The organism is Flavobacterium anhuiense, from assembly GCF_004151235.1.
GTDB lineage: Bacteria > Bacteroidota > Bacteroidia > Flavobacteriales > Flavobacteriaceae > Flavobacterium > Flavobacterium anhuiense_A.
This window is the reverse complement of record NZ_JUIV01000001.1, coordinates 219026-231789: the sequence shown is the minus strand read 5'-3', so window position 1 is coordinate 231789 and position 12764 is coordinate 219026. Positions and strand designations below refer to the sequence as shown.

13 protein-coding genes are annotated in these 12764 nt (G+C 32.8%); 3 read left to right on the top strand and 10 right to left on the bottom strand.

What is annotated here, in order from left to right:
* Positions 1–163 precede the first annotated feature (163 nt).
* Positions 164–508 carry a hypothetical protein gene (locus tag NU08_RS01090; RefSeq protein WP_242502468.1) on the bottom strand — a complete coding sequence of 115 codons (345 nt, stop codon included), beginning with the start codon at positions 506–508 and terminating at the stop codon, positions 164–166.
* Positions 509–737: 229 nt separating this feature from the next.
* Positions 738–1142, bottom strand: coding sequence for a GNAT family N-acetyltransferase (locus tag NU08_RS01085; RefSeq protein WP_129745311.1), 405 nt, complete (start codon positions 1140–1142; stop codon positions 738–740).
* A gap of 173 nt (positions 1143–1315) precedes the next feature.
* Between NU08_RS01085 and NU08_RS01080 the strand changes: the two genes are divergently transcribed.
* Complete coding sequence (locus NU08_RS01080; protein WP_129745309.1) at positions 1316–1879, top strand: outer membrane beta-barrel protein; 564 nt, start codon at positions 1316–1318, stop codon at positions 1877–1879.
* Positions 1880–1918: 39 nt separating this feature from the next.
* On the opposite strand, the gene NU08_RS01075 is transcribed toward NU08_RS01080, so the two are convergent.
* From NU08_RS01075 to NU08_RS01060, 4 genes are all read right to left on the bottom strand, one after another.
* A complete protein-coding gene (locus NU08_RS01075; protein ID WP_129745307.1) occupies positions 1919–2533 on the bottom strand; it encodes a tetratricopeptide repeat protein in 615 nt (204 codons plus the stop codon).
* A 165-nt stretch (positions 2534–2698) separates the two neighbouring features.
* The gene (locus NU08_RS01070; protein WP_129745305.1) at positions 2699–4576 is read right to left on the bottom strand and encodes a M1 family metallopeptidase; all 1878 of its coding nucleotides are present in this window, start codon (positions 4574–4576) and stop codon (positions 2699–2701) included.
* Between the two features lie 277 nt (positions 4577–4853).
* The gene (locus NU08_RS01065) at positions 4854–6434 is read right to left on the bottom strand and encodes an NADP-dependent glyceraldehyde-3-phosphate dehydrogenase (RefSeq protein ID WP_129745303.1); all 1581 of its coding nucleotides are present in this window, start codon (positions 6432–6434) and stop codon (positions 4854–4856) included.
* 75 nt (positions 6435–6509) lie between these two features.
* Complete coding sequence (locus NU08_RS01060; protein ID WP_129745301.1) at positions 6510–6821, bottom strand: rhodanese-like domain-containing protein; 312 nt, start codon at positions 6819–6821, stop codon at positions 6510–6512.
* A gap of 375 nt (positions 6822–7196) precedes the next feature.
* Here NU08_RS01060 and NU08_RS01055 point away from each other — a divergent pair, with 375 nt between their 5' ends.
* Together NU08_RS01055 and NU08_RS01050 are read left to right on the top strand one after the other, a co-directional pair.
* Positions 7197–7823: a Crp/Fnr family transcriptional regulator gene (locus tag NU08_RS01055; protein WP_008468285.1), complete on the top strand. Its 627-nt coding sequence runs from the start codon at positions 7197–7199 to the stop codon at positions 7821–7823.
* A gap of 556 nt (positions 7824–8379) precedes the next feature.
* Positions 8380–9165, top strand: coding sequence for a sulfite exporter TauE/SafE family protein (locus NU08_RS01050; RefSeq protein ID WP_129745299.1), 786 nt, complete (start codon positions 8380–8382; stop codon positions 9163–9165).
* Between the two features lie 85 nt (positions 9166–9250).
* Here the strand turns inward: NU08_RS01050 and NU08_RS01045 are convergent, their stop codons facing one another.
* The 4 genes from NU08_RS01045 to cydB all read right to left on the bottom strand — a co-directional run bounded on the left by NU08_RS01045 (position 9251) and on the right by cydB (position 12764).
* Entirely contained in the window at positions 9251–9637 is a 387-nt protein-coding gene (locus NU08_RS01045) for a helix-turn-helix transcriptional regulator (protein ID WP_008468283.1), read from the bottom strand.
* Between the two features lie 231 nt (positions 9638–9868).
* Positions 9869–10273 carry a hypothetical protein gene (locus tag NU08_RS01040; RefSeq protein ID WP_091133467.1) on the bottom strand — a complete coding sequence of 135 codons (405 nt, stop codon included), beginning with the start codon at positions 10271–10273 and terminating at the stop codon, positions 9869–9871.
* Positions 10274–10619: 346 nt separating this feature from the next.
* On the bottom strand, positions 10620–11408 hold the full coding sequence (locus tag NU08_RS01035; protein WP_165352382.1) for a DUF1444 family protein: 789 nt from the start codon (positions 11406–11408) through the stop codon (positions 10620–10622).
* A 279-nt stretch (positions 11409–11687) separates the two neighbouring features.
* Positions 11688–12764, bottom strand: coding sequence for a cytochrome d ubiquinol oxidase subunit II (cydB, locus tag NU08_RS01030; protein WP_129745295.1), 1077 nt, complete (start codon positions 12762–12764; stop codon positions 11688–11690).

Sequence of the window (12764 nt, the reverse complement as noted above, 5' to 3'; positions counted from 1 at the left end):
AAGCGATTGAATGCTTTTGGAATAAAAAATTCCTTTTGGATGTTAAAATGCATCAGTCAGCCTTAGTCCAGACCTTTAACCTTCATATAAGCAGGAGTAGAAAAATATACAACAGCAAGATACGCAGAGATCAAAACTCAGGTAACCGATGTATACTATAAAATCAAATTCTTAATACTCGTTGAGTAATATAGATAGGATTTGAATGCCCGAATATAGGCGTAGAAAATTTTAAACGACTAGAATCATTCGCTGCAGACTGATCTGAAAGTGCCAGATACAAAGCGTCTACCAAACTGTACGAAGCAGTAAAATATTTGTTCGCAAGTAAATCAACATCTTCGCCACCAACTAAATCTTCTTCTAAATCAATATCCGTAGCTTCTTCAATTGTTGAAGTTCCACGATCTTGATTAGTGAATTTAACTCGGTGTTTTTGTAGATGATGGTGATTATGAGGACCAAAAGTATTTGCATTCAAATATTGGCCTCCGCCAAACAGAAGCATATTCATGAATACTAAAAATACTATTAACTTTCTCATTTCGGTGCGAAAGTAATAAAAGAATTAAAACAAAAAAAGATTTTTTAACAAGCTTTAACAGTTACATAAAATGAAAACGTTTTCGGTAACTTTTTATATGAAGATTAGATGAAGAAAAGCATCATTCGATTCAAAAAACACAATATAACCAACTACAAAACAAACATTTATACAGAAAAAAAATTTCTTGTTTTTAAATTTCAATTTCCATTATCGTAAACTCCTGACCAGCTTTTACAAATGTTTTATGAGTATCTATAAGTCCTATTTTTTCATAAAAAGACTTTTTATTGCTTCTGGCATTACACCAAACTTTTTCCATTTTTTCATTTTTGGCAAATTCCAAAATGTGTTTTAAAAGATAAGAAGCAATTCCTTTTCCCTGATACTCTTCTAAAGTGGCTAATTTTCTAAACTGCATTTCTTTTCCTTCAATAAAACAAGAAACGATAGAAACTAATTTATTTCCCTCAAAAACTCCAAAATGAAATCCTAAGTCGTCTTCTTCTAGCTGTACAAACTCAAAAGGCTGGTCGGGCCACATTACTTCATGACGGATCTGCCAAGTATCGGATGCTTTTATTGTTTTAATTTCCATTAACAATGTATTAAATCTTTTCAAAAATAATTCTTTTTAATATGATTAGAAAAGCTGAGCAAAAAATGAACAGAGCTAACTATCAAAACTTTACAAAAAAATAAATCAGACAAATCGCTCAATTCTAATCTATTATGTTTATTTTTATGCTACCAAAATCAAATAAGATCCTTATGAAAAAATTCTTTTTAGCAGCATTTTTATGTTTTTGTGTAAATGGATTTGCGCAATTAATACAAGTTGGACCGCAGTTTTCGACCAATATTACTTCTGTTGATGCAAAAAGCTTTAGCTCTGACCATACGAATACAGGAGTTGGTTTTGCCGCTTTTGCTCGAGTAAACCTTACCGTTTTTTATGCGCAAGGTGAATTTGGCTACGCTCAAACTAATTTCAGCGTTTTCCAAGATGGCGTTGGAGAAACCGAATTTAAATTGTCTGGCACTGATGCGACTTTAATCGCCGGTTTCAAAATTATTCCGCTTGGAAAAATTGGTAATGTAAGAGTTTTTGCAGGATACAATTGGAAGAATTATTCGGACATAAAACCAAGCAATAATCTAAATTCTATAGCATTTGAAAGAAACAACCACAGTATACTTGGAGGTGTTGGAGTTGATGTCTGGAGACTTACTTTTGATGTAAGATATTTAGCAGGATTAACCGATATAGATGCATCTAGTAGTGAAATTAAAACTGGAATAACCAGCCTTTCTCTTGGATTTAAATTTCTATAAATATAAAAAAGGGAATCAATTGATTCCCTTTTTATTTATTTAGATCTTAACATAATAACTTTCTTCGTTATCACTGTTTATTTTTTGTATTCCTTCTTCTGTTTTAATAGCTACATTGACAACATGCAACGTGTTTGATCTTTCATTAAGACTGCAGTTCCAAATTGTCCCGTCTGAAAGGATGATTTCTGAGAATACTGATGCAGTGCAGTTTGCATCATTATAAACTAAATTTTCTGTTTTTAGAAGTTTCTTTACTTTTGTTTTTTTGTCTACTTCATAAAACGCTATTTCATTTTCTTTGATCTCAATTAATTCGTCAAAACTAGATTGATTGGCATTATCCGCCGTAGCTGCAGACCAGACTGGCTGATTCCCTGTCCGCTTCCAAGTTCCAATGGCTTGACTTAAAATTTCTTTTCTCAAAAGGCTACGTAAAGCATCCACTTTATTTAGGGCATCTTTTCCAATCTCATTGTCGGGTTTAATTTTAGCTGCTAAAGAAAATAAATCAACCGCTTTTTCAAAATCGGCTTTTTTATAATAAGAAACGGCTAACTCATATTTGCTTTTTTGAAATGCTTTTTTTTGGTCATTTTGTCCAAAGAACTTGAATGTACTAAACAATACAATCAGTACAAATGTATTTTTCATTAAAATTTGTAGGTTTTTTATTATTCAACAAACCTATTCTTTTTTTTGAGAAATATCTTTACGGTTTTCCGTATTTCTGATTAATGTTAATTATTCCAAAAAAATAACGTTATTTTATTAAAAACAAAACAGCATTATTAACTAATTTATTTAAAACATCTTAATCTATTTAACAAGTAAAATATTGTTTTCTGGTGTTGCATCCATAAAAATCCCTCCATCAAGCTGAATTTGGGCTATTTTTTTTACACTTTTCAGGGTTATTTTAGCCGTTTTTTGATTTTTTTCCCAAACTGCTGGGGTTTGATGTATCGTTACTTTCGATTTATCAGCGTAAGTAATTACAACATCAAATGGAATTGCAAAACCTCCAATGTTTTCTACTGTTATGATTTTCTTATCTGCAGAAATACCTTTTACTGCAATATCTAAATAATTGTTGGTAAAGAACCAATTATTAAAAAACCAATTTAAATTTTTACCTGTTGAGGTATTAAATGAATTAAAATAATCCCACGGAATTGGATGTTTGCCATTCCAAATATCCATATAATCGTGCAGCGCTTTTTTAAATACATCGTCACCCAATAAATCTTTCAAAGCCAAATAAGAAAGAGACGCTTTACCATAAGAATTATTTCCGTAACCTGCTCCAGAAACTTGTGTAGACATTGTGATAATAGGCTGATCTTCTTCTGTTGAACGGTCATTTATATAATGTTTTACTCTGAATTCTTTGTAAAAATTATCGGCAGCCTCTTTTCCATGCTCAGCAATTCCGATTAAATATTCGAAAGTTGTTGCCCATCCTTCGTCCATAAAAGCATAACGCGTTTCATTAATTCCCATATAAAAAGGGAAATAAGTATGTGCTACTTCGTGGTCTTGGACTAATTGCGCAAAAACAGGATCATCCACTTGCGAATCGTTACACATCATAGGGTATTCCATATCGGCGAAACCTTGAAAAGCTGTCATTTTTGAAAACGGATATGGAACTCCTGGCCAATTGTTAGAAAACCAATCCAAAGCATATTGGTTGTTTTTTACAGAATTTACAAAATCTGTTCCCGTAATATTGTAAGCCGCCTGAACGCTTACACGGCGATTTGTTTTCTTATCGACAATCACACTACTAGCATCCCATAAATAATGATCGCTTAATCCGAAACATACATCTGTGATATTTTTGGCTTCAAATTTCCAAACGTTCCAATCGTATTGCTTGGTCACGATTCCGCTTTTCATTTCCTCTGCGTTAGCGATATGCAGAATTTCATCTGTTGTGTAAGATTTCTTTAAGCGTGATGCAAATTCTGGCTGCAAAACCTCATCTGGATTTAGCAAATCACCTGTTGCATAAACCACATAATTTTTAGGTGCTTTTACAGAAAAAACATAATCATTAAAATCATTATAAAATTCTTGACGATCTGTATGCGGCAATCTATCCCATCCGTTATAATCATCAAAGACCGAAACTCTTGGATAACTATAGGCTACAAAAAAAGTTGTTTCGTCAATCTGTCCTTCTCTTCCGCTCTCTTTAGACAAAGGATAATTCCACCCAATATTTATAGTTGTTTTTGAATGAGGTAAAATTGGTTTCTGCAGTTTTACATTTCCAACCGTTCCCCAATTTCTAGCGTCTTCTTTGTACACTTCATTTTCAACTTTTAACGAAGTAATCGTCAATCCGTCGCTTAAAAAATCATTGCTTACATCGCTTCCACGAGAAGAAGTGGGTTTATGAAGATTATTTACAAAACGGATAACTAAATTTCTTAGCGTATCCTTGCTATTGTTCTCGTAAATAATAGTTTCTGTGCCTGAAACCAATCTAGTTTTAGGATCAACAGAAATTTCCATATTATATTTTCCGCGGTTCTGCCAATAATTTACGCCCGGTTTCCCGTCTTTAGAACGTGTTCCGTTATCGTAGGCTTTTTTAATATTTCGTGGCATGTAAAGCTCTTGAGCAATAGTATCTTGGGCAAAAAGAACAAATGCTATTAATGCAAATTGCAAAAATCTCTTTTTCATAAATGATTCTTAGGTCTTTAAATTGTTTGGTATATAACTAAGACTGCTTTTTTTAAATAATGTTACAAATTTAGTTATTAATTGTTAATGGTTTGTAGTTGATGGTTGATGGTTGTTGGTTAATGGTGCTTTTTAATTTTTAATTTTTAATTTTTAATTTTTAATTTTTAATTAAAAAAACTTAGCATCTCAGAACCTTAGCATCTTTAAAAAAGAAAAAACCGTCTGTCACCAAAAGCAACAAACGGCATCTACAATTAATATATAACCTTGATGACTACAAAATATAATCTGTATTAATAAAATTCGATTCTTTGCTGTTAAGCAATTCCTGCAGAATCTCATTATTATAATCGATATCTTTTGAAGCTACAAACGTACGGATTGAGAATGAACGCAAAGCATCTGGAATACTCAAAGTTCCTACAGCAGAATCTTTTCTTCCTGTAAAAGGGAAAGCGTCTGGACCTCTTTGGCAAGAACTGTTGAGGTTTACTCTGCAAACTAAGTTTACTAAAGCATCAATAAGCGGTGCCAATGTTTTTATGTCTTTACCAAACAAACTTACTTGCTGACCGTAATTTGATTCTGCCATATCTTTCAATGGTTCTTTAATATCTTTGAAAGAAAGCACAGGTACAACTGGGCCAAACTGCTCTTCATGATACACACGCATTTCTTTGTTTACTGGATAAAGAACTGCAGGGAAAATATAATTATCGGTATGTTTTCCTCCTTTTTCATTAATCACTTTAGCTCCTTTATGAACAGCATCATCAATTAATCCCTGAATATATTTTGGCTTCTCTGTTTCTGGAAGCGGTGTTAAAGAAACTCCTTTTTCCCAAGGATTTCCAAAAACCAAACTGTCTACTCTCGCAGCAAAACGTTTATTGAATTCTTCTCTAATAGATTCGTGAACATATAAAACTTTCAACGCTGTACAACGCTGTCCGTTAAAAGACAAACTTCCTGTAATACATTCTTGAATAGCCAAATCTAAATCGGCATCTGGAAGAATAATCGCTGGATTTTTTGCTTCTAAACCTAAAATCAGACGCAATCTATTTTTATTTGGATGCTGATCTTGTAAAGCAATCGCCGATTTACTGTTTCCGATTAATGCCAAAACATCAATTTTTCCAGATTTCATAATCGGAGAAGCTACTTCACGTCCTCTTCCGTAAACGATATTGATTACCCCTTTAGGGAAACTGCTTCTGAAAGCTTCCAACAATGGCGAAATACATAAAACACCATGCTTAGCAGGTTTGAAGATTACAGTATTTCCCATAATCAAAGCTGGAATCAGCAATGAGAAAGTTTCGTTTAAAGGATAATTATATGGCCCAAGACATAATACAACTCCAAGAGGTCCACGGCGAATCATGGCATTTACTCCCTGAACTTTTTCAAAGTGCGAACTTCGTCCGTTTAATTCCTTGTAGCTTGCAATAGTATCGTAAATATACTCTACTGTTCTGTCGAATTCTTTTTGCGAATCTCCCAATGATTTTCCGATTTCCCACATTAAGTATTTTACCACTTCTTCGCGGGTTTCTTTCATTTGCTTCACAAATTTTTCCATACATTTAATACGATCCACTACTTTCATAGTCGGCCATAAACCTTGCCCCATATCGTACGCATTGGTAGCAGCTTCGACAACTTCTGCCGCTTCTTTTTCTCCCATAAAAGGAATAGATCCTAATAAAGTCGGCGTATATTTTTCTGTTGAAGAAATAGTAGAAAACACAGGTGTGGTTTGCCCTGTCCATTGTTTCAATTCTCCATTTACAAGATAAGTATCTTGATTTATCAGCGCATTAATCTGATATTCTTCTGGTATAAAACTCATAATTTGGTTTGTTTAATGGTCTGGTAATTCTATTTTCAAAATAAAAAAGAGGCTTTTTTATTGCCTCTTCTTCTTTTATGGTTGTACTGTTTCACCTTCCCAATCTAGGATTCCTCCAAGCAGATTGTAGGCATTTTCGATACCTAATTCGTTCATTATCTGACATGCTTTTGCACTTCTCGCCCCAGAACGACAGTATACGTAATAATTTTTATTTTTGTCTAATTCTTCTATTTCATAGATAAATGCCTGCCCTTTATTGATATCAATGTTTAGAGCATTCTCAATGTATCCGTCATTAAATTCGTCTTCAGTTCTTACATCAAGTATAACTGCATTTTCGTCAGCCTGTAACTGAGCAACCCAATCTTCTTGTGATAAATTCATAGTAAAATGTGTTTTTGTAAAATTACGACGTTTCTATATATAAAAAACGTACCAAATGCGATTTCGATTATTATTCTCAGAAAACGTTTTAGAGAAAGTATTATAATCAGTGAATTACAAATTTAGTTACTATTTTTAAAAATTCAGCCTACAAAATCGATAGAAAATGGGATTTCTTCATTTACACAGAATTACTCATAAATCTAGTTTTCTGACAATTATTCCCATTTCAAACCATTATCTTTGTAATCAAATACATTTTTTAATTCGATTTTGATAAAAACTTAGTCACAATGGTTTACATTTTTTGGTTTAAACTAAATCCAAAAAATGGGAAATTCGACTTGGCCCGATGTGACAAAATTATTATACAACATGCAGCAATCATTAAAAACCATATTCCCTAATTTCTCTAACGAACTTATCGCTACAATTGAAGAAAACGGAAGCCTTCAGGATTTTAAAGCGGGAACCATTTTAATGCGTACCGGACAATATATTAAAAATACCGTTTTGATCATTAAAGGTAAAATCAAAATCTATCGAGAGGGTGAAGATGGCGGAGAGTTTTTAATGTATTACTTGCAGCCAGGACAAGCCTGCGCGATTTCGATGATCTGCACCGCAAAAAGCGAAAAGAGCCAGATTATGGCAAAAGTAGTCGAAGATGTTACCGTGATGATGATTCCGTTGCAATTGATGGACAAATGGATGATGGAACACCGTTCTTGGTACGAATTTGTTATTGAAACTTACCGAAGCCGTTTTGAAGAAGTCTTGGAAGTTGTCGACAATATCGCTTTCCGTTCTATGGACGAAAGGTTAGAATTCTACTTAAAAAGACATTCTGATGCCTGTGGCTGTTCTGAAGTGAATTTATCACATCAGGAAATCGCAACTGAATTGAATACGTCACGCGAAGTGGTTTCCAGATTACTCAAAAAAATGGAACAGCGCGGTCTAGTCAAACTCAACCGAAACCAAATTGAATTATTAAAGTAATTTTTTTGTTTGCCACAGATTAAAAAGATTATTATGATTTCTTTTTATTAAGAATAGAAAAATCCATCTAATCCTATAATCTGTGGCAAAAAAAATTCCTGCTGTCAGGCTGAGCGAAGTCGAAGCCCCGCAAAGCATTTCGACTTCGCTCAATGTGACAAAATAATTCGCGAAAATTCGTGAATTCGTGGCGAAAAAAAAATCTTCTGTGATAAATGTTACTCAAAAAAATGGAACAGCGCGGTTTGGTTAAACTCAACCGAAACCAGATTGAATTATTAAAGTATTTTTTTTTGTTTGCCACAGATTAAAAAGATTATTATGATTTCTTTTTATTAAGAATAGAAAAATCCATCTAATCCTTATAATCTGTGGCAAAAAAATTTCCTGCTGTCAGGCTGAGCGAAGTCGAAGCCCCGCAAAGCATTTCGACTTCGCTCAATGTGACAAAATAATTCGCGAAAATTCGTGAATTCGTGGCGAAAAAAAATCTTCTGTGATAAATGTTACTGTAGGTTTCTAATTTCCGAAGCAATTTTGCATCAAAACAAATGCAATGGAATACTTAGGATTTTTCGCCTCAATCATAATCGGAATTACACTTGGCTTAATTGGCGGCGGAGGTTCTATTCTGACAATTCCAATTTTGGTCTACTTATTTAAAGTCAATCCCGATCAGGCCACCTCTTATTCCTTATTTATTGTCGGATTAACAGCATTGTTTGGAAGTTACAGCCACTATAAAATGGGAAATCTGAAACTGAAATCGGCTCTATATTTTGCAGTTCCTTCAGTTGTTTCTATTTTAATAATTCGCGAAGTAATCTTTCCGCAAATTGCGGCTACTTTATTTTCTGTTGCTTCCTATACCGTTTCAAAAGATTTTCTGATCATGATTATCTTTTCAATTTTAATGATTACAGCGGCCATTTCAATGATTAAAAAAAATGAGCCCAAAATAAAATCAGCAGAAACCAATTATTCGCAGCTAAGCTTAATAGGATTCTTAGTCGGAATTGTAACTGGTTTTCTAGGCGCTGGCGGCGGATTTCTGATTATTCCTGCCCTTCTTTTTTTCGCTAATCTTCCCATGAAACAAGCCGTTGGAACTTCATTATTAATCATTACCATAAACTCGTCAATAGGTTTTGCAGGCGACCTATATATCGGAACACCTATAGATTATTCCTTTCTGATCAGCGTTTCAGCCATGGCTTTAATCGGCATGTTTATTGGGAGCCAACTTTCTAAAAAAATAGACGGCACAAAATTAAAACCTCTTTTCGGATGGTTCGTTCTCATAATGGGATTTTATATTATTGCTAAAGAAGTCCTATTCTAACAGCAATTCAAAAAATTTATTTAGTTTCACTTGTAGAGTAATCTTTGTCAAAGCATTTTGCTCTGACAAAGATGAAACTAAATTTTTAGAGTTCTCCGAATTTATCTTTATAACGTTCCAATTCTATTTCGGTTCTAGAAAGCAACTTTTCTAACAATTGAATTTTATCTTCATAAAGTTCTTTTATAATCGAAGTATTGTCGGCATTAATTAAAATACTGCCGTTATTATTTCCATTTATTTTATTGAAACTATTAAAGTATTTGTCGTAATCAAAACTAATTATATCCTCTACGCTTACATCTAAAATCTTCCCTATCTCAACCAGTTTTTCATAACTCAAAGAAGTTTTTCCTTTTTCAATTTTACTGTAGCCCGCTTGGGTTACACCTAATCTTTCCGCCATATATTCCTGAGTGTAATTTTTTAACTCTCTAATGTTTTTAATCTTGCTTTTAATTGTTGTGGCCATAATTTTATTCTGATTTGGGATCATGTATAGTTAAAACAGCCAGCCGTTAATTTGTAACGACTTAACTATACTTATTTTTGGGTATTTGTTAAGCTACTTCATAATGAACACTATGACTTAGCGTTTTGTTAATTTTCTTTTTTTGATAATAAAATAACCATATATCAGTGCTGCCATTATGAAAAAAACATCATAATGGGAAATAGTAAATACAAACATCTCTGATTTTTCTTAAGCAGTTCTTTGTATACTGCGTTCAAATTGAAGATCTAAATAACTATCGATCTGCTTGCCAATTAACACGCGGTCTTCTGGCTCAATTTTAGTTCTTATTTCATTCTGGTAAATATCTTTAACAAAAACAAAATATACAAACTCGTCTTTATTACCAAACCTGGCGATTATAATAAATGCATAGCATAAAAGCGCAGGAATAATGTAATACAAGTCCATTAAATTGGAAAACAGCATGCAATAATACGCAACAGTTGTTACAGCTATAAAAGCGCCATTTTCTAGAAAATATTTTCTCTTTTTTTTGAGCAGTCCGAGCTCTTTGATTTCATCAAATTGATACTGCCAGTTTTTAGATTTATAACAAAACCTAACCTCGTCGGAAAAAATTGTTAAAGGCATAAATTCAGTAGGTAAAATAGATTTAAGTTTCAGTAAAAATCGTATCTAAAAAATTCTTTTAGGGGGAAAAAATTCTTAGATACGCAATATTAAGCATTAACTGCTTTTTTTTTCCGCAATACAGCTTATAGAATATAACTGTTGGTTGTAATTAAATCTTTTGTAAAAATTGCCTTATGTTTTTTTTTTTTACTACTGAATATGCTAATTAATAGAAAATATTATTATGGGCGTTTCCTTCGGCCGGGCTATCCGCTTGTATCTTTTCCTTGCTAAAGAAGCAAGAAAAAGGATACCGCCCCTATCCCTAACGCAGACTCAGGTAGATTAATTTTACTGGTCAAAATCACAATTCCATAATTTCAAATTTACCATTCTTCAATTCGTAAATTTTATCTGAAACAATATGATCTCCCGTTTCATTTATATCTTTTACAGAATCATAAAGACGATGTAAATTCAAAGAATCTTTATTTCCAGTTATTAATAATACATCTCTTGAAGGAATTCCAATAACGAGATCTCCTTCTACCAAAAAATTTTCATGATTCCAAATATCAAGTAAAATCAAACTCGATTCGTAATTTCCTCCAGCTGTCAACATAAAATATCCATTTACACCATGACGTTCTATTTGAAGCTGCTCTTGCAAATTATGAAGAGATTTTTCATACAATCTTTCTAATGGAAAGTTTATTTCTTGCAAATCATCTTTTGAAATATAATGAATCGAATTCTCTCTGTCTTCAACATAAAAAATAATTAACTCTTCATTATAAAACTCATAAACATGTTTTTTTTCAAAATCAGCATTTATTTCCTCTAAACTTTTTAAAAACCTTTTATCCTTAATAACGGGTAAAATTCTATCGACATTTAAAAGTTCTTTTGGCAAAAAAATCGAAAAAATACTATTCAAGTATCTTTTAATTATCTCATTAATATTTTTAGGGTCACTAATGTATTCTGAATAAGCATTATTCAAAAAACATTGATGTTCAACACCATTATATTCACTCTTTACATCTAGCTCATTTACCGAAATAATTTTTATTTCTTTTACTTCTTTACTTAATTTTTGAGCAAATTTTAAAGCAAACTCTGTTTCAGTAAGCAATTTCTTTTTAAAAAACATAGACACAAAATATTTGAGCATTTTATTTCAATCAATTGCCTCCAGCTTTAGCTGGAGGTAAACAAATGTATACAAAAAAGGCTTTAGCCAAAAACCGCAAAGTTTGGCTAAAGCCCAATTTAAATTAAAACAAAAAACCTCCAGTTAAAACTGGAGGTAATTGATTTGATATTGAAGGAATTAAAACTCGTGTATTTATAGTTACAAAATTGAGAATTCCATTCAAATCAAAATAAAAATTCGTGATCCCGATAGTTATCGGGAGTGGCTATAACAAAATCAATGCTCGCCATATCCTACATCATCCATTTTACCGCTAAAAACACGATATTGAATAACAAAGTAAACAATCACCAGAAACAAAGCGATAAAAAACCAGCTCAAACCAGCGTTTAATCCGTATTCGTGAGCGGCAGTGTTGTAAATGGTTAAAGATGGATTTACTTTATTAGTCGATGGCAAAACATTTGGAAAAATCGAAACCGCTGTAGAAGCAAATCCTCCCAATAAAAATAAAGTCGAAAACAAAAATCCGTGACCGTCTTTTTTAAATGAACGAACTTTGAATAATCCAGCAATTCCAACAAAAGTCATTAAAGGAAAAAACCAAAGAATCGGGTTTTCAACAAAATTATGAAATGGTTTCGGCTCGATAAAATGCCAAATTTGGAGCGAAATACAAACTAAAACCAATAGCACAATATTCAGGGCAAAAACCACTTTTTTCAATTTCGGATTCAGCGCCGAATTTGTTTTATAAATAATCCAGTTTGCGCCATGAATCGTTAATGCTACAACACTTACAATTCCTAAGAAAAGCGTAAACCAATCAATGATTCCCAATTCATTTGCTTGCGGACTAAAAGTCGGATTCCATAAAGGCAAAAAGAAATAATGTGCTTCTTGCGTAGAAACGCCATTTTGAACCATTCCCAAATTAACACCTCGAACGATATTTCCTAAAGCAATTCCGAAGAAAAGAGCCAAAAGTAAACTTGCAATTCCGAAAGCTTTATCCCAAATGCTTTCCCACATATGATTATGTACTTGACCACGCATTTCCAATCCGATGGCGCGAAAAATCAACAGCCATAAAATCATAATTAAAGGCAAATAAAATCCGCTAAAAGATGAAGCATATAAAGTTGGAAAAGCAAAAAACAGAACGCCTCCAGCTGCAATCAGCCAAACTTCATTGGCATCCCAAAATGGACCAATCGAATTGACAATTACTTTTTTATCTCTTTCTGTTTCGGCAAAAAATAAATGAATAATTCCTGCACCAAAATCATAGCCGTCTAAAACCAAATAAACAGCCAGAATTCCCATTAAAACTACGTACCAAAAAAATTCCAT